This window comes from Nonomuraea sp. NPDC050022 (genome assembly GCF_044460705.1).
Lineage (GTDB): Bacteria > Actinomycetota > Actinomycetes > Streptosporangiales > Streptosporangiaceae > Nonomuraea.
In genome coordinates this window covers 106663-127282 of sequence record NZ_JBITKE010000019.1, presented here as the reverse complement: position 1 = coordinate 127282, position 20620 = coordinate 106663, and the positions used below count along the sequence as shown (strand labels likewise).

16 protein-coding genes and 2 pseudogenes are annotated in these 20620 nt (G+C 70.3%); 7 read left to right on the top strand and 11 right to left on the bottom strand.

Going from position 1 to position 20620, the window contains the following annotated elements:
* Window positions 1-29: 29 nt before the first annotated feature.
* The 3 genes from ACIBO2_RS53430 to ACIBO2_RS53420 are packed head-to-tail and all read right to left on the bottom strand — an operon-like array spanning window position 30 to window position 4203.
* The gene (locus tag ACIBO2_RS53430; RefSeq protein WP_397304898.1) at window positions 30-1130 is read right to left on the bottom strand and encodes an NAD(P)/FAD-dependent oxidoreductase; all 1101 of its coding nucleotides are present in this window, start codon (window positions 1128-1130) and stop codon (window positions 30-32) included.
* Window positions 1127-2560, bottom strand: coding sequence for an MFS transporter (locus ACIBO2_RS53425; protein WP_358535980.1), 1434 nt, complete (start codon window positions 2558-2560; stop codon window positions 1127-1129). The genes ACIBO2_RS53430 and ACIBO2_RS53425 overlap by 4 nt, the downstream gene beginning before the upstream one ends.
* A complete protein-coding gene (locus tag ACIBO2_RS53420; RefSeq protein ID WP_358535978.1) occupies window positions 2557-4203 on the bottom strand; it encodes an AMP-binding protein in 1647 nt (548 codons plus the stop codon). The genes ACIBO2_RS53425 and ACIBO2_RS53420 overlap by 4 nt, the downstream gene beginning before the upstream one ends.
* A gap of 206 nt (window positions 4204-4409) precedes the next feature.
* Between ACIBO2_RS53420 and ACIBO2_RS53415 the strand changes: the two genes are divergently transcribed.
* Together ACIBO2_RS53415 and ACIBO2_RS53410 are read left to right on the top strand one after the other, a co-directional pair.
* Window positions 4410-5303 (top strand): RimK family alpha-L-glutamate ligase, encoded by an 894-nt coding sequence (locus ACIBO2_RS53415; protein WP_397304897.1) that lies wholly within the window; start codon window positions 4410-4412, stop codon window positions 5301-5303.
* A gap of 312 nt (window positions 5304-5615) precedes the next feature.
* Window positions 5616-5843: a hypothetical protein gene (locus tag ACIBO2_RS53410; RefSeq protein WP_397304896.1), complete on the top strand. Its 228-nt coding sequence runs from the start codon at window positions 5616-5618 to the stop codon at window positions 5841-5843.
* Between the two features lie 4 nt (window positions 5844-5847).
* Here ACIBO2_RS53410 and ACIBO2_RS53405 read toward each other — a convergent pair whose 3' ends face one another.
* Both ACIBO2_RS53405 and ACIBO2_RS53400 read right to left on the bottom strand, forming a co-directional pair.
* Window positions 5848-7887, bottom strand: coding sequence for a hypothetical protein (locus tag ACIBO2_RS53405; protein ID WP_358535972.1), 2040 nt, complete (start codon window positions 7885-7887; stop codon window positions 5848-5850).
* A gap of 62 nt (window positions 7888-7949) precedes the next feature.
* On the bottom strand, window positions 7950-9713 hold the full coding sequence (locus ACIBO2_RS53400) for a protein kinase (RefSeq protein WP_397304895.1): 1764 nt from the start codon (window positions 9711-9713) through the stop codon (window positions 7950-7952).
* Between the two features lie 245 nt (window positions 9714-9958).
* Here ACIBO2_RS53400 and ACIBO2_RS53395 point away from each other — a divergent pair, with 245 nt between their 5' ends.
* On the top strand, window positions 9959-10861 hold the full coding sequence (locus ACIBO2_RS53395) for a TauD/TfdA family dioxygenase (RefSeq protein WP_358535968.1): 903 nt from the start codon (window positions 9959-9961) through the stop codon (window positions 10859-10861).
* 118 nt (window positions 10862-10979) lie between these two features.
* Here ACIBO2_RS53395 and ACIBO2_RS53390 read toward each other — a convergent pair whose 3' ends face one another.
* The 5 genes from ACIBO2_RS53390 to ACIBO2_RS53370 form a co-directional block, all read right to left on the bottom strand.
* On the bottom strand, window positions 10980-11387 hold the full coding sequence (locus ACIBO2_RS53390) for a nuclear transport factor 2 family protein (RefSeq protein WP_358535966.1): 408 nt from the start codon (window positions 11385-11387) through the stop codon (window positions 10980-10982).
* Window positions 11388-11473: 86 nt separating this feature from the next.
* Complete coding sequence (locus tag ACIBO2_RS53385) at window positions 11474-12433, bottom strand: dienelactone hydrolase family protein (protein WP_397304894.1); 960 nt, start codon at window positions 12431-12433, stop codon at window positions 11474-11476.
* A gap of 94 nt (window positions 12434-12527) precedes the next feature.
* Window positions 12528-13280: an ABC transporter permease subunit gene (locus ACIBO2_RS53380; RefSeq protein ID WP_358535962.1), complete on the bottom strand. Its 753-nt coding sequence runs from the start codon at window positions 13278-13280 to the stop codon at window positions 12528-12530.
* Window positions 13277-14236 carry an ATP-binding cassette domain-containing protein gene (locus ACIBO2_RS53375; RefSeq protein WP_358535960.1) on the bottom strand — a complete coding sequence of 320 codons (960 nt, stop codon included), beginning with the start codon at window positions 14234-14236 and terminating at the stop codon, window positions 13277-13279. Before ACIBO2_RS53375 ends, ACIBO2_RS53380 begins: the two co-directional genes overlap by 4 nt.
* The gene (locus ACIBO2_RS53370) at window positions 14233-15699 is read right to left on the bottom strand and encodes an alpha/beta fold hydrolase (protein ID WP_397304893.1); all 1467 of its coding nucleotides are present in this window, start codon (window positions 15697-15699) and stop codon (window positions 14233-14235) included. The genes ACIBO2_RS53375 and ACIBO2_RS53370 overlap by 4 nt, the downstream gene beginning before the upstream one ends.
* Window positions 15700-15864: 165 nt before the next feature.
* Between ACIBO2_RS53370 and ACIBO2_RS53365 the strand changes: the two genes are divergently transcribed.
* Together ACIBO2_RS53365 and ACIBO2_RS53360 are read left to right on the top strand one after the other, a co-directional pair.
* Entirely contained in the window at window positions 15865-16992 is a 1128-nt protein-coding gene (locus ACIBO2_RS53365) for a sensor histidine kinase (RefSeq protein WP_358535956.1), read from the top strand.
* Between the two features lie 296 nt (window positions 16993-17288).
* Window positions 17289-17927 carry a response regulator gene (locus ACIBO2_RS53360; RefSeq protein WP_397304892.1) on the top strand — a complete coding sequence of 213 codons (639 nt, stop codon included), beginning with the start codon at window positions 17289-17291 and terminating at the stop codon, window positions 17925-17927.
* A 118-nt stretch (window positions 17928-18045) separates the two neighbouring features.
* Here ACIBO2_RS53360 and ACIBO2_RS53355 read toward each other — a convergent pair.
* Window positions 18046-19442 (bottom strand): annotated as a pseudogene (locus ACIBO2_RS53355) (transposase); the annotation flags it as partial.
* Window positions 19443-19445: 3 nt separating this feature from the next.
* Between ACIBO2_RS53355 and ACIBO2_RS53350 the strand changes: the two are divergent.
* Window positions 19446-19595: pseudogene (locus ACIBO2_RS53350) on the top strand (ABC transporter permease subunit); the annotation flags it as partial.
* A gap of 70 nt (window positions 19596-19665) precedes the next feature.
* Window positions 19666-20394 carry a DUF4832 domain-containing protein gene (locus ACIBO2_RS53345; RefSeq protein ID WP_397304891.1) on the top strand — a complete coding sequence of 243 codons (729 nt, stop codon included), beginning with the start codon at window positions 19666-19668 and terminating at the stop codon, window positions 20392-20394.
* Window positions 20395-20620: the final 226 nt, after the last annotated feature.

Below are 20620 nucleotides of genomic sequence, written 5' to 3'. Positions count from 1 at the left end.
CGGCACCGGTTGTGCCGGTGCCGGCTGGATCAGGAAGTCCTGGCGGTGGATGCGGGGGCCAGCGCCGGGGCGCAGGCCGCCAGTTCTGGCGGTGGCGTGCCGGTGACCAGCGCGGACAGCAGCAACCCCGCCGCTGGGGCGACCTGGATGCCGTATCCGCTCAGAGCGGCGAGCCAGAAGAATCCGGGGTCGCCGGGCGCCTCGCCGATCACCGGTACGTCACCGGAGACCGAGCTGCGCAGGCCCGCCCAGCGGTGGGTGACGTGCGTGACCTTGACGGTGGTGGCCTCCTCGAATCTGGCGACCGCCAGCGCGACGTCCAGGTCGTCAGGACGGGGGTCGCCCGGCGGCATCGGCGTGGAATCGGCAGGCGAGAGCAGCAGCCCGCCGGACTCCGGCTTGGCGTAGAAGGTCCCGGCCAGGTCGGTGACCATCGGCCAGGACGCCACCGCCGCCGCGTCGTGCCCGGACGGCCCGGGAACCAGCGCGGCGGTACGGCGCAACGACCGCAGCCCGATCGGGGCGACCCCGGCCAAGTCCGCGACCTCGTCGGCCCACGCCCCGGCGGCGTTGACCACGTGGACTGCCGTGAAGTCGCCGGCGGTCGTCTCGACCCGCCGGCCGCCGGGAACCGGCTCGATCGCCAACACTCTCGCGCTGGTCACCACCTGGCCGCCGCGCCGCCGGACCCCGGCCAGGAACCCCTGGTGAGCGGCCGCTACGTCGAGGTCGCAGGCCCTCGGCCGGAACAGCGCCCGCTCGTGCGGCCGCAGCACCGGGCACATCTCTCGCGCCTCGTCCGGGCTCACCTCGACAGCGCCGTCGGCCATCGCGCGGTCGAACTCCTCGCCCGCGTCCGGCGGCACCAGGACGAGCGCGCCGCGCGGGTTCAGCAGGGGGGCGTTCCCGAATCCCGGCGGCGGGGCCTCGTAGAACGTGCGACTGGCCGCGGTCAGCGCGCGCACCTCGGCGCCTCCGTAGTACTCGGAGAACCAGGCGGCCGAGCGCCCCGTCGAGTGGATGCCGGGGGTTCGCTCGGCTTCGAGCAGGGTGACCCGGCCGTGCGGGGCCAAGAAGTAACCGGCGGCCGCCCCCGCGATACCGCCCCCGATGACGACGAACTCGTTCATGATCTCCCACGCGGCATGGTGAGGGCCGCGATGAGCAGGGCGAGCACCACGATGCCCGCCGCGACGGCGAAACCGCGCCCCGCGCCCACGGCCAGCGCGTGGTCGGCGAGCGAGCGGTCGTTCGGCGTGGGGCCCGTGACCGCGGCCGCGGCCGCCCAGGCCACGGTGCCCAGGACCGCCAGGCCGATCGCTCCGCCGACCTGCCTGGCCGCGCTGAAGACTCCCGAGGCGACCCCCGAGTCCTCGGCCGGCACCCGCGACAGGGCCGACAGCGTGAGCGGGACGGCGGTGAGCCCGAGCCCCGCGTACGCGAGGATCGTGGGAACGAGCATGCCGGTGAGGTAACCGGTGGAGTCCCCGATCTGCGACAGCCAGGCCATGCCTGCCGCCGCGGTCGCCAGGCCGCCGATCACCAGGTTCCGCGCCCCCGTCCTGGCGACCAGCCGCGAGCTGAACCGAGCGCCGAAGATCAGCAGGGCGGTCAGCGGCACGTAGACCACCGCGGTCTGCAGCGGGGTGTAGTCCCAGACCTTCTGGAGGAAGAGCGTGAGGAAGAAGAAGATGCCGAACATGGCGGTGCTGGTGAGGATCTGCACGATGTAGATGCCGGCCCTGACCCGGTCGGTGAAGAGCCGCAGCGGGACCAGCGCGTGCGGGTTGCGCCGCTCGATCGCCACGAAGGAGGCGATCAACAGCACGGCCACCCCGACCGTGACCAGCACGTCCGGGTCGGCCCAGTGGGCGGTTCCCGCCTGGTCGGTGGCCGCGTTGATCAGGCCGTACACAAGGAGGGTGACCCCGGCGGTGCCGGTCAGGGCGCCCCCCAGGTCGAACCGGTCGCGCACCCGCTCGGTCTCGGTCAGCACCCGTAACGCGGCGATGACGATGAACACGCCGAAGGGGACGTTCACGAACATCACCCAGCGCCACGACAGGTAGGTGGTGATCACGCCGCCCGCGAGCAGCCCCACCCCGCCGCCCGCCGTGGCCACCGCCGAGTAGACGCCCACCGCCCGGTCCCGCTCCGGCCCCTCGGGGAACGTCGTCGCGATCAGCGACAGCGCCGCGGGCGACGCCGCGGCGGCTCCCACCCCCTGGAGGGCACGGCACGCCAGCAGCCACCACGATTCGGTCGCCAGCCCGCCGAGCAGGGACGCGACGGTGAACAGGACGAGACCGGCGATGAACAGCCGCCTGCGGCCCAGGATGTCACCGGCACGCCCGCCCAGCAGCAGCAGCCCGCCGTAGGTGAGGGAGTAGCCGGTGACGACCCACTCCAGGCCCGAGCCCGAGAAGCCGAGCGATGCCTGGATGCCGGGCAGGGCCACGTTCACGATCGTCGCGTCCAGCAGGAACATGAGCTGCGCGACCGAGATGATCCAGAGGGCGACGGCGCGTGAGCGCCGTCCCGCTTCCAGATTCCGGGTCATCGTCTAGGGGACGCGGCGATCTCCAGCCGCTCGCGCAGGGGCTGGCGCAGGACCTTGCCGAGCGAGTTCTTGGGCAGCTGCCAGACGAACTGGACCCTGTCGGGCCACAGCACCTTGGCCATCTTCTCGGCCGCCAGGTGGTCGCGCAGCGCCTCCAGGCTGGGCGGCGGCCCGTCGGGCACCACCACGGCGCAGACCAGGTCGGCGCCCGGCACCGCGGGGTCCGGGTAACCGACCAGGACCACCTCGGAGATCGCGGGGTGGCGCAGCAGGACCGCCTCGACCTCCAGCGTGGAGACCTTCTGGCCGCTGGCCCTGGTGATGAGGTCCACCCTGCGCCCGGTGATCCGGATGCCGTCGCGGCCGTCCTCCCTGGCCAGGTCGCCCGTGTCGAACCAGCCCTCGGTGTCCAGGCAGTCCTCGTACAGCTCGCGCTGGCCCAGGTAGCCCAGGCACTGCGAGGCGCCGCGGACCAGAAGTCTGCCCGCTCCTTCCTCGGCCTCCGGATCGGGGACGACCTTGATCTCCATCCACGGCATCGAGCGTCCGTCGCTGTGCGCGGCCCAGCCCTCGGGGTCGTCCGGCCTGGTGACGGTGACGCCGCCGTTCTCGGTCATGCCCCACAGGGCGTGCAGCGGGATGTCGAACACTTCACGGACGTCGGTGATCAGCTGCGGCTGGATCGGTGCCGAGCCGGACACGATCCGATTGAGGCTGGCCGCGTCTCGCGGGTTCTCGCGCTGCGCGGCCAGGAGCTTCACCAGGTAGCCCGGCGCGCAGTACGCCCAGCTGATCCGATGGGCGGCGATCAGGTCGAGCAGCAGCTCCATGTCGGTGTTGGTGTCCTGCATCACACAGGTGCCGCCGAGGTGGAGCGGCATGTAGACCGCGTAGCTCATCCCCGCCATGTGGGTCAGGTAGTTGGGAATCGAGATCACGTCGTCCGCGGTCAGCCCGTACGGCTCCGACACCGCCCTGACGGCCGCGTAGACGGTGTTCTGGCTGTGCACGACGGCCTTCATCGTGCCCGTGGTGCCCGAGGTGTACAGCAGAAGCGCCGGGTCGTCGGGGCCGAGCGGCACCGCGTCGCCGGGGTCGTGCTCGGTGTGGACGAAGAACTCCTCGAAGTCGACGGCCCCCGTGGCCGCGGCGTCGCCCACCACGACCCGGTGCTGGAGAGTCTCGGGTGCGGCCTCCACCAGACGGGCCGCGTAGTCGACGCCGTCGAAGGAGTCGACGGTCACGGCGACCTTGGCCGAGCTCGCCCGCAGGACGTGGGCCAGCTCGCGCCCCCCGAGCACCGGGATGACCGGTGAGCTCACCGCGCCGATCCGGTTGCAGGCCAGGTAGAGCGGGGTGAGCATCCACAGGTTGGGCAGGTAGAGCACCACCACGTCACCGGGGCCGACACCCAGTTCGCGCAGCGCGCCCGCGAAGCGCGAGACAGTGTCCGCCAGCTCGGCGTAGGTCAGGGTCCTGGCCGGCTGACCGCCCTCGTAACTGATGATCGCCTGATGGTCCGGACGCCGCTTGGCGGCGTCAGCGAGATCATCGAGAAAAGTGGAATCCCGCCACCAGCCAGCCGCGCGGTAGCGGGCTGCGGTCGGCGGGGCTGGGGTCGCCAAAGTCTCCCAGATAGACATCTTCGCGCGCCTTCCCCCGTCAAATGAAGATCATGCTGAAGATGAAACCTAGCCCTTATCCCACCGAAGAAGGAGATGTTTTGATATTTCCGGTAGGACCGATTAAGCGGCTGATCTCATGGCAGCGCTTGACATGCCCACGGCCGCGGGTACAGGCTCCATGATCGATCACACACCTGTCACGGAGCGCTGGGGGAAGGGACACCGTGAAGATCGGCGTGCTCGGCTGGGACTACGGCGAGATGGATCCCGACGCCCCCTGTCTGGTGGAGGCGGGTAGGGAACGGGGGCACGAGATGGCCCTGTTCACGCTGGAGGAGCTCGCCTACACTCCAGGGGCCAAGGGCGGCCTTAACATCGAGGTGGGCGGGCACGACGCCGAGTCCTTCGACGCCATCATCTCCAGGGCCAAGCTGTACGGCGATGACTGGCAGGACCGCGTGGAGCGGCTGACCCTGCTCAGCAAGGTTCCTGGCCTGCGTCTGTTCGACCCCGCCGAGGTGTGGGTGCGCGGTTACAGCAAGTTCCTCACCGCGCAGAAGCTGGCCGAGGCCGGCCTGCCGACGCCCCCCGTCCGCTCGGCCGTCACCCTGGCCGAGGTCGAGACCGCGTGGAAGGAGTGGGGCGCGACCATCGTCAAGCCCTCCTTCGGGTACCGCGGCGTCGACGTCGAGCGCGTCACCGACTTCCCCACGCAGACGGCCGTGGTCGAGGAACTGCTCGCCAGATACGGCACGCTGGTGTGCCAGCCGTACTATCCGACCCAGTACGGCGAGTACCGCATCACCGTCGCCGGCGAGGTCACGCCCATCAACATGCTGAAGCTGCCGGCCGCCGGGTCGTGGCGGTGCAAGACCCTGGAAGGCGCGAGCTTCGAATACTTCGAGGCACCCCCCGAACTCCAGGAACTGGCAGTGCGCGCGGCCAGAGTGATGGGGATCACGCTGGCCGGCCTCGACGTCCTGCCGACCGAGGACGGCTACATCATCCTCGAGGTCAACCCGATTCCGGGCTTCCTCAACATCTTCGGCCCAGAGCGGCACCAGCAAACTCTGCACGGCGTCTTCGACTGGGTGGAGAAGCAGGTCTCCCAGCCCTAGCGACTGCCAGGGGTGCCCCGGCCGCCGGCCCGTCAGCAGGTGACCGATCGGTGCTGGCCTTCACCGCGATGCGGCCCACATGTTTGATCCGAAGGGTACCCCCGGCAGGATGCGAACTTGCGGCACTCGCTTTAGCCGCTTAGTCATCCACCAGGGCTCGCCGCCGGGTGCCCGGTTACTGGCCGATTTTCGGATCAGTCCCCCTAGCCCTGTGGTGACGCCGCGCAGGCGTGAAAATGGAGTCGGGTAGCCCCCCGACGTCAGCGTCTTTTCTGGGATTCAGGACCGGCGGTCCTGGTACAGGTGCACGTCGTGCCCAGCGCCGACCCGCCGGGCGAGGTGCTGGCGACCCTACGAGACAAGCTCTTCGGCCTGACCGGTGGCGAGTTCCCGCTGGAGGTGGTGCTCGCCGAAACCATCGCGATCACTGCTGGCGGCAAGGGCGTCGTCATGAACCAGATCCTGCGCGGCGAGGAGCGTTCTCTGGGATCGAGGTGGTCGCACATGTCGCCGTCGTGGCAGGCGCTCATGGTCCCGTGACGGCTCACTGGCGGGACAGGGCCCGGGTGATGCCGGTGACGATGGTCGTGACCAGGATCCAGCCCGCCAGCACCAGGCCATAGGCGACCCACTGAGCGCCGCCGGCCGGCTGGAACGCCTTCTCCTGGCCGAAGTCGATCAACGGGAACAGCAGGTCCAGTGCGTACACCACAGCGTTGAACACCGGCCCCTTGCCCGCCTCGGCGGGCGGCGGCCGATCGAGCGCGAACACCGTGGCCCCCACGACCAGCAGCGCGACGAACCAGGCGGCGGCGCGCAGCGGCCGGTAGCCGTAGCCGACCGTGACGTCCTGCAGCACGCCCCAAGCGCGGGCGGGCCTGCGGAGCGTGGCGCGCCGCCGCCGCTGCTTGGCCAGCAGCACCGTGCGGGCCTCCTCATCGTGCCCGAGCCGCCGATAGGTGCTGGCCAGCTGCTCGTACGGCTGCGGCACGTACTCCTCCGCGCCCTCTTCGAGCCAGGCCAGCCGGCGGGCGGCGGGCAGCGTGGGATCCAGTGCCTCGTACGTCAGGCCGTCCTGTCGGCGCGGTGACCAGGTGTCGGGGTCGTCGCGCAGCACTCCGATGCGGGCGTGCCGCAGGTCGACAGCGCCTTCGGGGGCCGACTTCGGGCGTAGGTACAGCTCACTGGCCTGTAGTTGCCAGGCCGCCAGCGCCCGGCCACCGGGGTTGGCGAGGGTGGCGTCGTTGAAGTACACGTGCCGGCGGACCTGGGTGCCGATCAGCGTGATCTCGCCGTCGGAGGTGAAGCCACGCCCGCAGAACAGCCCGCTGCCGATGGTCGCCGCGGCCGCGTCCAGCGTTTTGCCGCCGGGATCGTTGCTCAGGCGGGCGCCGCTGAAGTCGGCGATCGTGCCGATGGAGGCGTCGACCAGCCGTACCACGCCTTCGGACCGGAACCCGTCGACGCAGGCCAGCGCGCCGCCGATGGAGGCGCCGTCGGCGTCCAGCGCCACCTCGCCCGGGGCGGAGAGGTCGGCGCCGGCCAGGCGCAGAGATCCGGTGACGCGGGCCTGGGACAGGTCGACCCGACCGCGCGCCGTCAGCCCGCGCGCCTCGATCGTGCCCTCGACCTGGATCTCCTCTGCCTGGAGCGCGTCGCCGCCGGGGTTGTCCAGGCGGGCGCCGGTCAGGTTGAGCTCACGGTCGACGCGGGAGTCCGCCAGCCGTACCGTGCCGTTGGCGGAGAAGGTTCCGCCCAGGTAGAGGCCGCCCTCGGCGGTGATCCGCGAGCCGCGGAAGGCCATCTCGCCCGGGTGGTCGATGGTGGTGCCGGTCAGGGCGAAGGGCCCGGTGACGCGGGTGTTGCGCAGGCTGATCATCCCGGTGACCGTCATGCACCGGCAGAACACGTTGCCGTCGGCGACCAGGCCGTCCAGCGTCAGGGCGTGCCGGTCGGTCGCGGTCAGCCGGGCGTCGTCCATGATCAACGCACCGCCGACCTTGACGTTGGACAGCCGCACGTGGCCCTCGGCCCGCAACTCGATGGCGGCGATCCCACGGTCGGCCTGGAGCCGGTCGCAGTCGATCGCGAGCCCCGGCGCCCGCACCCGGGCGTGGTCGAGCGTGAGGCTGCCCGCGATGTGGGCGCCGCGCAGCTCCACCCGCCCGGTGAACAGGCAGCTCTCCAGCCTCAGGTGACCACCGATCTGGGCGTTCGACGCCGACAGGCCGGGCAGCCGGGACCGGGTGAAGCTCAGCTGCTGGCAGCGGGCCCAGTACAGGCGCGGCACCTGCTCGAAGTCGCAGGAGAGGAACCGCGCCGGGTGGCCGATGGTGGCGTGGGCCAGGTCCAGGAGTTCGGTGACGCGGGCGCCCTTGAGGCGCAGGGCCGGTAACCGCGCCGATTCCTCCCGCAGGAGGAGCTCGGTGATCACTCCGGCGCGGACCGTCCGCTCCGGGCCCCAGCTCGCGCCGGTCGCCGGGTCGTCCTCGTCCGGTTTCCCGGTGCGGAAGTCGACCAGCTCGCCCCGGGGGAACGCCTCCCACACCCGGCGCTCGGCCGCGGACAGCTCCTCGACGCGCATGGCTGAATTCTGCCGCAACGCCGGTGGTCGCTGGTCACTTGACGCCGATCATTTGATGCCGGTCATTTGACGCCGATCGACATCTCCACTTCGGTGCCGGTGCACGCGGACGCTCCGGCGGACGGGCTCAGGGCCGCCACCTTGCCGATCCAGTCGGGTCCCTTCCGGTAGCCGACCTTCACCGTGAAGCCGGCCTTCTCCACGGCCGCCTTTCCCGCGTCGAGGGGCCAGCCGCGCGCGTCGAGCACGCGGGCGCGGGTCGCGCTCATCACCAGGTCGACCGTGCTCGTGCCCGGCCGTAGGGCGGCGCGCAGGACTTTGCCGGGTGGGCCACCGGTGGAGCAGTCCGGGGTGAGCTTTCCGGGGATCAGCCCGGCCTGCCGGAGTCTGGACGTCGCGTCCTTCTGCCGCAACCCGGCCAGGACCGGCACCGTCGGACTGGGTGTCGCGCTGGGGGTGGCCGGGCTGGTCCCGGTCAGGCCGGTCGTGGTCAGGTTGGTTGTGGTCAGGTTGGTTGTGGTCAGGCTGGTCGTTGTTGGGCCGGTCGTGGCCAGGCCGATCGCGCTCGGACCGGTCGCACTCGGACCGGTCGCACTCGGGCTGGGCGTCGTCAGGCTGGGCGTCGGGGGGTGGGTGGTGGCGGTCGCGCCGGTCCGGGTGTCCGCGCTCACCGTCCGCGGGGCCCACGGCCGTACAGCTGCCGCGCCTGCACCGGCACCGACCAGCAAGGCGGCGACCACAGTAAGCGCCACGCGACGCCCCGGCCGGGCGCTCCCGGACGGCCCCCCGGACGGCTCGGCAGGCAGCCCGGCGGGCGCCTCAGTGGGCAACCCCGCGGACGGCCCGGGGGGCGGCTCAGTCAGCGGCTCGGCGGACAGGGCGGCAGGCGGGACGGCAAGCAGGGCTGGGGACAGTGCAGCGGCCGGGACGGCGGACGGGGTGACGGACAAGGAGGCGGGTGGGGCGAGGTCGGCGGCGGCCTTGAGGTCGCCCGACCTACCCCCGAGCAGCGTCAGCAGGAGCTCCTGCGCGGTGGGCCGGGTCGCCGGGTCCTTGCCGAGGCATCGCTCCACCAGTTCGCGTAACGGCAGCTGGATCGGGGACAGATCGGGCGTATCGTTCAGCACGCGGTTGATCACCGCAGGAATCGAGTCCTGCCCGAACGGCGCCTTCCCCATGGCCGCGAACGCGATCGTCACACCCCAGGCGAAGACGTCGGAGGGGGCACCCGCTGGCGAGCCCGCGAGCTGCTCCGGCGAGATGTACGCGGGCGTGCCCATGATCTGGCTGGTCGCCGTGGCCGTGGCGTCCGCCTCACGAGCGATGCCGAAATCGATGACGCGTGGACCGTCGGGACCGATCAGCACGTTTCCCGGCTTGAAGTCGCGGTGCACGATGCCGGCCTGGTGGATGGCGGTCAGGGCGGTGGCGGTCCCGATCGCGAGGCGCTCCAGCGCGCCCCCGATGACCGGTCCGTCCTTCGCCACCCGTTCGGCCAAGGAGGGCCCGTCGATGAACTCACTGATCAAGTACGGCTGACCGCCGAGCATCCCGGCGTCCACCACCTGGGCCGTACAGAATCGGGCCACCTGTTTGGCCAGCGCCACCTCGCGCATGAACATGCGCTGCGCGCGCTCGTCGTCCCACGACCCGGCGTTCAGCAGTTTCGCGGCGACACGCTGCCCGGTCGGCCCGGTCGGCCCGTCCGGCCCGTCCGCTTCCGCGAGGTACACCTCACCCTGGCCGCCTCTGCCGATCCGGCCGATCACCCGATAGACGCCCAGCCGGCGTGGGTCACCCGTACGCAGGGGCTCGATAGCGCGCATCGCTTCCTCCCGAAGAAGTCACCCCTTATTCGCGTCAGCACCACATGCGGATTGCACGAAATGCTAAAACACTTATTTCCTACCTGTTGTGTTGACTATAGGAATGTCCTCGATCTACGGTGAGAACCGTGACGCCCATGGTTCTCACCATCCGAGGTCACGTGGACTTCTGCCGCGTGGCCAGCGCGCTCTGTCCGTCCTTCCGTTGATCGGCCGACATCCCATCTCCCGGAAGGACCACATCCATGTCAACCCTGCACATCGACCCCGTAGCGGGCCGGATCGGCGCCCAGGTCGGCGGTGTACGGCTCGGCGGCGACCTGCCCGCCGACGTCGTCGCCGAGATCCGCCTCGCGCTGCTCGCCCACAAGGTGCTCTTCTTCCGCGGCCAGGACCACCTGGACGAGGAGCGGCAGGTCGCCTTCGCCCGGCTGCTCGGCGACCTGACCACCGCGCACCCCACCGTGCCCGCTCTCGACGACAACGCGCACATCCTCGACCTCGACTATCGCAAGGGGCACAAGGTCGACCGCTGGCACACCGACGTCACGTTCGTCGACCGGCCGCCGCTCGCCTCGGTCCTGCGCGCCATCACCATTCCCCCGGCGGGTGGCGACACGCTGTGGGCCAACACCGTGGCCGCCTACGAGTACCTGCCGGCCGAGCTGCGCGACCTGCTCGACCGGCTGCGGGCCGTACATACCAACCAGTACGACTACGCGCGCATCGCGACGTCGGAGGATCCCGCGCGGACCCGCGAGTACGCCGAGGTGTTCGCCGCCACCGTCTACGAGACCGAGCACCCGGTGGTGCGCGTCCACCCGGAGACGGGCGAGCGGGCCATCCTGCTGGGCGATTTCGCCAAGCGGCTGACCGGGCTGTCGGCGCAGCCCTCCGCCTCGGTCATCAAGCTGATCCAGGAGCAGGTCACCCAGGTGGAGAACACCGTCCGCTGGCGATGGGCGCCCGGCGACGTGGCCATCTGGGACAACCGCGCCACCCAGCACCGCGTCGTGCACGACTTCGGCGACCAACCGCGCCGCCTGCACCGGGTCACGATCGCGGGCGACGTCCCGGTGGACGTGGACGGACGGACCAGCACGGTGCTGAAGGGGGACGCGGCCGCGTACTCACCTGTCGCGGCCTGACCCCGCGAACGGCCCATCGTCCGGGGAGACGGCTACGCGACCTGGCCGAGCGAGACCGCCGATCGATCGAGGGGGGTGGTCCCGCCCGGCCAGGCCAAAGAGGCCGGGCGTGCGTTTCTTAGTGGTCGCGGACCGGGATCGGCTCAGCCAGCGCGGCCCGGCTGGGAGGCGCGGGGAAGGGGTCGGCGAAGTATTGGGTCTCGTGCGTCACGAGACCATCGGTCATCTCCATGACGCTGAGCGAGTGTGTGGGCACGCCGTCATAGGTGATCACACACTCGCTCACCCAAACGTCGCCGCCGCCCAGGATCCGGCGGATGGTGAAGTGGCGTTCGGCCGGGTGCCCGCCTCGTTGCGCCTGGATCCTCGCCCGGCCTCTGAAGCGCTCGCCTGACTGCGGGTAGTCCAGGATCGCGTCCGCGGCGTAGATCGAATGCTCGGCGTCGACATCGCCGCGTTCGGAGGCCGCCCAATGCTCCTGGAGCCGAGCCCGGATCTCGGCCTCGGGATCCCTTACGCCGTTCACCCGTTACACCCCTCGTGACCAGTAGAAATGTCGCTCGGCCCGCACGACAGATGCTACTCGAGGGTTCTCCCGCTGCTCGGGACGGCTCAGGCCAGTTCGTCGGCGAGGGCCTGTTCGATGCGCTGCCAGGTCTCGGCGTGGTACGGCGAGTCCTCCTGCGCCAGGAAGGCGTGTGGGGCGCCCGCCAGGACGACCATCTCGTGCCTGATCCCGTCGGCCTGAAGACGCTCGGCGATGGCCGTATGTTGTTCTTCGATGATCGCGTGGTCGCGGTCGCCGACGATGTACACCAGCTTGCCCTTGATGCCCGGGGTCAGGTCGAGCGTGGGCTCCGGGCCGCTCACCGGGATGTCGGTGCCTGTCAGCCAGCCCGCGTACAGGACCACGGTGATCGGGAAGCCGAGTTGGGTGGCGGCCAGGTAGGCCAGGTGGCCGCCCAGGCTCAGGCCCACCATGCCGACCGCGCCGCTCGTGTCGTCGAGTGCCGCGAGGTAGTCGGCGGCCGCGCGGGTGTCGTCCAGCACTCCTGTACGGCTCAGCGTGGCCATCAGTTCGAACCCGCGTGCGCGGCCCTCGTCGGTGGCCGGCAGTTCCACACCCGGGTCGGCGCGGTGGTAGTAGTCGGGGGCCAGCACCACGTACCCCATGCCCGCGATCCGGTCCGCGACCGCGCGCACGTCCTCGGTCAGCCCGAACAGTTGGTGGGCCACGATGACGGCCGGATGAACGCCGTCCCCGGCGGGGCGAGCGAGGTATCCACCCATGGGACCGTCGCTGGTCCGCACGGTGATGTCCGTGGGGTTCACGGGTGCCGTGCCGGTGTCTGAGGGGACGTCGGCCAGGGCGGACACGACGGCTTCGGCCACACCCATGGCGGAGGCGGGGTTCTGGCCGGTCACCAGGCGGCCGTCGCGGATCACCTGCGGCTGGAAGTCGGGGCCTGGCACGTGCTCGGCGCCCAGTTCGCGCAGGCGGGAGGCGAGCAGGAAGGGAACCACCGAGGTCAGCCCGACGGCCGCCTCCTCGGCATGACACTCACGCCACATACCTCGGGCGCAGCCCCGGCCATAGCGAAGCGGCGAGCGGCCATGCACGTGATGGCTGTCCTTTCCACGTACATGGCCGCCCATAAGGGTTCGGTCAGGCGTCGCGGTGATTGATCGCCAGGGTTGCCAGCAGGAGGGACACCACGACGTAACCCACCAGGATGACGGCGGCCGTTGAGGGGCCGAAGGCTCCTGCGTCGGGTACGGCGGCCAGTTGCCTGGCCAGCGACGGAATCGTCAGGGAGCTGATCCAGTCGTTCCACGGAGCTGGGAGGAAGCGCTCGAGCACGGTCGGGGACAGCGGGAGGACGACCAGCGCGATGAGCGCTCCCGGTGTCGACCGCAGGACCGTGGCCAGGCCCAGTCCCAGCACCGCGGCGACGGCGGAGCCGGCGCCGGTGGACAGCACCTCGGCCAGGGCCGCATGTTCGGCGAACGAGGCGCCGATCGGACGCCCGGCCACCACGGCCTGTGCGGTGAAGTAGGTGGCGAACGCCAGCAGTTGGCCCGCGACAGCGGCCATGGCGGCCACCGCGACGGCCTTGGCCAGAAGGAGCGTCCACCGGCTCCGGATCGTGGTCAGCGTGAGTCTGATCATGCCGGTGGCGTACTCACCGGAGATGGCGAACACGCCCAGCATGCCGAACAGCACAGGCGGAATGTCGGCACTGAGGCTGAGACCCGTGCCGACGGGATCGCCACCGGGGCCGTTGGTGTCGAAGTAGTGCGAGATCGAGTAGGCGGCGAAGCCGGTGAGCGCAAGGGCCGAGAGCGTGGAGGCCAGGACGTAGTAGGTGGCTCGGAGCGAGCGTAGCTTGAGCCATTCCGATGCGACGAGGTTGATCATTGCGTGATCTCCATGAAGGCCTCCTCCAGTGATGTCCGGCGCGACACCAGCTCGTGAACGGCACAGCCGTTCGCCAGGGCGATGTCGCCGATGGCGGCTGCGGTCAGGCCGGTCACCAGCAATTCCGCTCCGGCGATGGCATCCCGCACGGGGCGCGTATCGGCTCCAGCCGCCGCAGGCCCACCGGGCACCGGCTCCTCACCGGCGTTGGCGTCCTGAGCGGGGCGTATGGTTGCGCCGGCCGCTTCGAGTGCCCTGGACAGGCGGGCCGCGTGGGGTGATCGGACCAGTACGCCGCTCTGGAAGCGGGCCAGCAGGTCCGTCGTCGTGGTGTCCTCGATCAGCCGGCCCTGGCCGATGATGATGAGCCGGTCGGCGGTGAGGGACATCTCAGTCATCAGGTGGCTCGACAGCAGGACGGTGCGCCCCTCGGCGGCCAGGGATCTGAGCAGTGTCCTGAGCCAGCGGATGCCGTCGGGGTCGAGGCCGTTGACCGGCTCGTCGAGGATGAGCACGCCCGGGTCACCGAGCAGGGCCGCCGCGATGCCGAGGCGCTGGCGCATCCCCTGGGAGAATCCGGCGATCCGCTTGCGTGCCGCGTTGGCCAGGCCGACCTCCTCCAGCACCTCCACGACCCTGCGGTGCCCGATCCCGCCCGCGTACGCCAGCGCCTGCAGGTGAGCGAACGCGCTGCGCCCGCCCTGCACCTCGGCCGCGTCGAGCATGGCGCCGACCTCGCGCATGGGGTCGCGCAGGTCGTGTTTGCGGACGCCGTTGATCAACGCCCTGCCCGAGGTGGGCGTGTGGAGGCCGAGGATCATGCGCATGGTGGTTGACTTGCCAGCGCCGTTGTGCCCGAGGAAGCCGGTGACCTGTCCGGGTTTGACGTCGAACGTGAGCTCGGACACCGCGCGGGTGGAGCCGTACAGCTTCGTCAGTTCTGTGACCTCGATCATTTCCCCACCTTCTGGATGATCTCGGCCGGGCAGCGCGTGCCCGGCGCGGGCAACTCCCCCGTGGTCAGGTAGGCGCGGACGTGCCGCCGCAGGCAGATGTTCCGCGCCCACGACGCGTGGCCGTCGCCGTGCCACAGGACACGCGCGGACGGGATCTGCTCGGCCACGTGCGCCTGCCCGCGATAATTGGTGTTGTTGTCGAGCTCCCCGATCGCGAAGAGGATCGGCGGGGCGTCCTTCACGCGCAACGGGTACGGCGCCCAGGACGCGCCGCCGCTGCGCCCCCAGCACCGCCCGAGCTCGAAGCGTCCCTCAAGCCAACCGAACCTCGGCGCGATCTCACGGAGTCTGGCCTCGATGCCCTGGAACTCCTCGTACGTCGGCAGCTTCGGCATGAAGTCGTTGCACAAGGAGTCTTGGCTCACGGACGCGCCGCCCTCATCCGGGAGCAGTTCTTGCAGGAAGTCGCCGGCTTCGCCGTCGAGGGCCTTACGGATGGCGGTGGCAAGCTGGGGCCAGAGTGCCGGATTCATGCCTTTGATCGCGCCGGCGTACAGCTGCCCCTCATGCACTGTCCGGCCGGCCGACGCCGGCAGTGGCACGCGGCGCACCCTGGCAACGAGCTCATCCCACGCCTTGCCCGCATCCCTGCCGTGCAGGGCGCAGTCGGTGCGGCGGGCGCACCAGTCGCGGAAGCGGGTGAGATGGCGCTCTTGCGTGAGCGCGTAGTTGCGTATCCAGGGCTCGAACTCCTGCTGGGTGTGATCGGCGGTGCCGTCGAAGTACATGCGGCCGACCCGCTGCGGGAACAGCTCCAGGTAGGCCTGGGCGTAGACGGTGCCGTAGGAGTTGCCCGCGTAGATAAGTTTGTCCTGGCCAAGCGCGGCGCGCAGCGCGTCGATGTCGTGGGCCACGTTCCATGCCGTCATCCCGCGCCAGGCCGATTTGGCCATGATGCGGCAGCTCGCCTGATGGGCCGCGTTCTTGGCGGCGTGGGCGTCCCAGTCCTGCTTCGTCCTGGCCAGGAGCAGTCCGTAGACGGAGGCGTCGGGCTCCGCGCAGCTCACCCTATTGCCGCTCGCGGGCTCCGACATGCCGCGCGGATCGATGGCGATGACGTCGAAGCTCCTCTGCAACTCATCGAGCAGGATCGGCGACTCCGCCGGAGCGTCGGGCTGGTTTTTCCGCCTGAGTACCGATGTGCTGGTGCCGGGCCCTCCGAAATTGACGATCAGCGACCCGACGCTCTTGCCCGTCGCGGGCAGTTTGGCCACGTGCACCGAGGTTCTGGGCCCGCCCGGGTCGGCCCAATCCACAGGAACGACCAGCTCGGCGCATCGCAGGCCGTCACCACAGTCCTTCCACACGAGGCCGTGGGCCTGCGCCGAGGCCAGCGCGATACCGCCAAGCGGCACGGCGAGACAGGCCGCCAGGCACAGGGCGATGAGTCTGCGTCGGTTCATGGCGGCAACGATGCTGTACGGCGGCGGGCGGCACATCGGAGCCTGATCCGATCTTTGGGATCGGACCAGGGTCATACGGTACGGGCGTACGTGCGCGGAGTACGACCCTGGTCCGACGGCCCGTGCTCCGATTCGCCCCCGGCCGTTCCTCGATAACGTCGGGATGTGAATCTGCTCGCCCGACGGCCTCCACCCTGGCTGCTCATCCTGGCCGACACCGTGGTCGCGGTGCTGCTCGCGCTGGCGTCCACGGCGAGTCCGCCGGAGCTGACCACGAACGCCGTGACCATGGCGCTCTGCTGGCTGCTCGCGGTGCCCGTGGCGGTGCGGCGGTTATGGCCGGAGCCCGCCTACTACAGTGCGCTCCTGATCGGCATCGCCGTGCTCGCGCTGCAGGCCAACCGGCTGATGCCGACGGCAGTGGTGGCCCTGGCCATCTACCCGGTGGCGACCGGCCGGCCGGTGCGGCGATCGGCGATCGCCCTGGTGTCGGGCCTGCTCATCAACGGAGGCTCGCTGCTGGTCTCGATGCCGGGTCCAGCACAATATTCGAACGGCTGGCCCGACCCCGTCTTCATCCTCGGTACGGCCTGGCTGGTCCTCGCAGCGAGCTGGAGTCTCGGCACGGCGGCGCGCACCCGCCGCGAGTTCGCCGCCCGCGAGGCCAGGAGGCAGGCCGAGCAGGCGGCGGCCGACGAGCGCCTGCGGATCGCGCGCGAGTTGCACGACGTCGTCGCCCACTCGATGAGCGTGATCACCGTCAAGGCGGGGGTGGCGGCCAAGGTCCTGGACAAGCATCCGGAGGAAGGGCGCAAGGCGTTGCGGGCCATCGAGGAGATCGGGCGCGGCTCGCTCGCGGAGATGCGCCATTTTCTCGGCACGCTGCGCGCACCCGGCAGCGCGCCCGACAACGCGCCGCTCCCCCGGCTCGCCGACCTGCCGTCCCTGGCGCGCCAGGCGGCGGAGGCCGGCGTGCAGATCGACCTGTCGGTGGACGGAACCGTGCCCGACAGCATGGCACCGGCCGTTTACCGCATCGTCCAGGAGGCGATCACCAACGTCGTCAAGCATGCCGCTCCCGCCCACTGCCAGGCCAGCGTGTCGGTCGCCGATGGGAGGTTGCGGATCTCCGTGGTCGACGACGGGTCTGGGCAGCGGGTGCTGCCGGGGCCGCCAGGTGGGCACGGGCTGGCGGGGATGCGCGAACGGACCCTGCTGTACGGCGGCACCTTCGAGGCCGGCCCGCTCCCGGGAACGGGGTTCGGCGTGCACGCGTCATGGGAGATCCCTTGACCCGCCTGGGACTTCGACGGAGGGACAGGGGGCAGCGCCGGGCGTTCCGGCGGTGCGCGGGCGTGCGCGAACGGCGGGCCATTCGGCACAACCCCGCAGTGGCGCATGGAGGTACGCACGGCCGGCGTTCCGAGAAAGCGTCGACGTGATGCGAGCGGTAGGCGCGGATCGGTCATGATGGACGTGATGACGAGGATCACGAGCGTGAGCCGGAGGAAGCGGAGTCGGCGGGTCCGGACAGGGCGTCCGCGGACTGGGCCGGGCTCGGTCGGGGTGGGTGCGGCAGGAGGAGGCTCGTGATCCGGGTGCTCATCGCCGACGATCAGGCGCTCCTGCGCGGCAGTTTCCGCTTGCTGATCGACTCGGAGGACGATCTCACCGTGGTCGGAGAGGCGGGCAACGGGCGGGAGGCGGTGGCGCTCACGCGTACGGAGTCACCCGACGTGGTGCTCATGGACGTCAGAATGCCCGAGATGGACGGCATCACCGCGACGGGGCAGATCGCCGGGGACACCCGGGTGCTCATCCTGACCACGTTCGACCTCGATGAGTACGTTTATTCGGCGCTGCGGGCGGGTGCCAGCGGATTCCTGCTCAAGGACGCGCCTCCGGACGACCTCCTGAAGGCGATCCGAGTGGTGGCGTCGGGTGAGACGCTGCTCGCGCCGACCGTCACCACCCGACTGATCGCGGAGTTCGTACGCCGGCCAGTCCAGCAGCCCTTTCACGGGCTCGACACGTTGACGGACCGGGAGCGCGAGGTGCTCACCCTGGTCGCCCACGGACTGTCCAACGCCGAGCTCAGCGTGCAGCTCCAGGTGAGTCCCGGGACCGTGAAGACGCATATCGGCCGTTTGCTGGCCAAGCTCAACGCCCGCGACCGCGCTCAGCTCGTCATCGCCGCCTACGAGGCCCGCCTGGTCACGCCGCGTTAGCCGACCGCGCGCCGTGACCGCAGGCGGCGTCAGCGCTCCACCACGCCGGCCCGCACACCGGGCTTGCGAGGTAAGCATCGGGACCAGGACGCTTGTCGTGGCCCGCGAGCCCGGGGGTCTACACCCCCTCCTCGTTCACGCCGCCACCGTCGGGGAGGTCAGGGATCTCGCCGAGCTGCCGCAGTCCCTCGGCCGAGGCGGAGGAGGAGATGGAGTAGCGGCCCAGGACGTTGAGATGGGCGTGGCCGAGCGGGGACAGCCGAGCGGGGACAGCCGGGCGGCGTCCTCATCCTTGACCGAGACGCCTGCGGCGCGCAGCCGGTCGACCGCGGCCGACACGTACTTCGAGTTCCACAGCGCGACCGCGTTGACGACGAGACCAAAGCGCCGCTAGTTGATCTTCTTGTCCTTCACGGTATGCCTTGCGGATCTGGCCATTGCCACCGTGGCAGATCTTGCGGGCGAGCCGGTGCCGCGACTCTTGCACGGTGAGCTGCCTGTTCAGCTTGCGGCGGTAGGTGTCGTCGATCGGGTCCAAGATGCTGAGCAGATGGAGAGTCTTGTCGATCCGCCCGTACTCAGCGAACGCCTGCCCAAGGGGGTGGGCCGCCCGTTGCGGGCGAACATGCGCAGCAGGTCGTAGGCGCGCACCTGGTTGGTCACCAGCGATCCGGCGACCCGGGTCATGTCCGACCACTGAGAGTGGATCTTCTGCCGGTTGATCCTGTTCCGGGCGATCGCCTCCAGCGGCCCGTACGCCGGCGCCGTCCCGTCCGGCAGGTCGGCGCGCCAGAACCGCTGATCGCCCAGGTCCGCGAAGCGTGGCGCGAACCGGTAGCCGAGCATGGAGAAGATGCCGAACACCGTGTCCGAATCGGACGCCTGGTCGGTCGTGACGACCTCGGGCTGCGGGCCGGCGTCGATGTTGATCAGGGTGTCCAGGATGTAGAGGGAGTCGCGCGGTGTGCCGGGCACGACCATCTGCCCGATCCCCATCACCTGATCATTTACTGCATTGAGAAGCGTGAGGCCGCGTTTGTAGCCGAAGTACTTCGGCGACGGGGCGGCGTTGATCGTCTGTACCGGGACGACGAACCGCAGCCCATCGACCGAGGCGAGCAGCCCGCCACCCCACAGCTGCACGATCGGCACGCCGCGCTGGGCCTCGATCAGGATCGCGTTCGCGGCGGCGTGCGTCTCGGCCCGCACGTAGTTCTGGTCGACGTGCGAGAGCCGGCTACGGGTCAGCGCCTCGTCCCCGTCCTTGATCACCGGGGTGAGGCCGACGTTGCAGGCCTCGCTGATCAGCAGCGCGACCAGGAATCGGGGCAGGTCGTGCATGCGGGTGGAGATGTCGGCCAGGTGCACATAGGCGTCCAGGAACCCGGTCCAGGAGTACACCTCCAGCAGCAGTTCCGGCAGGTCAATGCGCGGCAGCATCGCCTGGCAGACCGCGCGCAGCCACTTCAGCGAAGGGCTCTCGCCCAGTGTGCCGAGCTTCTCCACCGACAAGCGGGCGTGTTCAGCGCGTTCGGGGTCTTCCTGCTGCGCCAGTTCTTCCTCGGCCTGCCCCGCGAGCTGGAGGAGGCGGCCCGGCTGGACGGCGCGGGGCCGCTGCGGATCTACTGGTCGATCATGCTGCCGCTGGCCAGGCCGGGGCTGGTCGCCCTCGGCGTCCTGGTGCTGCTGTGGTCGTGGAACGACCTGTTCTGGCCGCTGGTGGTCAACACCGCGCACGATGTACGGCACCACCGCGCTGACACCCGCCCAGGCGTACGACGGCTCCGCCCAGGCCCGGGTCGGGCACCACAACGACTGCTTCCTGGCCAGCCCCGACGACTACGGCACCTACGAGAACACCGCCGTCGAATACCCCTACCTCCAGGCCGAGACCGCCTACCTGCCGATGGGCGGGGAGACCTGCGGCGCCAACCCGCCGCGTTCGAGCTGCCCCACCGCCATGGGCGAGATGTCGCTGTTCCACTGGTCGTACCTGAACACCGACTACCACCCCGACGTCATCAACGGCTGGAACACCGGCGGCTGCCTGCCCGGGATCACCCGCCGCCTCGGCTACCGCTTCGCCCTGCAGACCGGCACGTACCCGAGCACGTCGACCCACGGCGGCGCGCTGCCGGTGCGCCTCACGATCAGGAACGACGGCTGGGCCGCGCCCTTCAACCCCCGCGACGTCGCGCTGGTCCTGCGCAACACCGCCACGTCGGCCGTGTACCGCTTCCCGCTCAACGCCAACCCCCGCCTCTGGCTCGCGGGCGCCACGGCGACCATCGACCAGAGCGTGACGCTGCCGGCCGGGATGCCGGCGGGCACGTACGCGCTGCTGCTCGACCTGCCCGACCCGCAGCTGTCGTCGCGTCCGGAGTACTCGATCCGGCTGGCGAACGACAACGTCTGGGAGGCGGCCACCGGGTACAACAACCTGCTGCGGAGTGTGACTGTCAACTAGATGGTCCCAGGCGGTTCGTCACGCGACCGTCTCGGAGTATGTGACGGTCCGTGGTGGCTGGGGTCCTTCTGTGGAGATACCTCCTCCGGGGGAGCAGAAAGAGAGGGTCCGTCCGGGGATGAGGTCCTAAGGAGAGATACCCCCTCCGGGGGAGCAGAAAGAGACGGTCCGTCCGGGGATGAGGTCCTAAGGAGAGATACCCCCTCCGGGGGAGCAGAAGAAGACG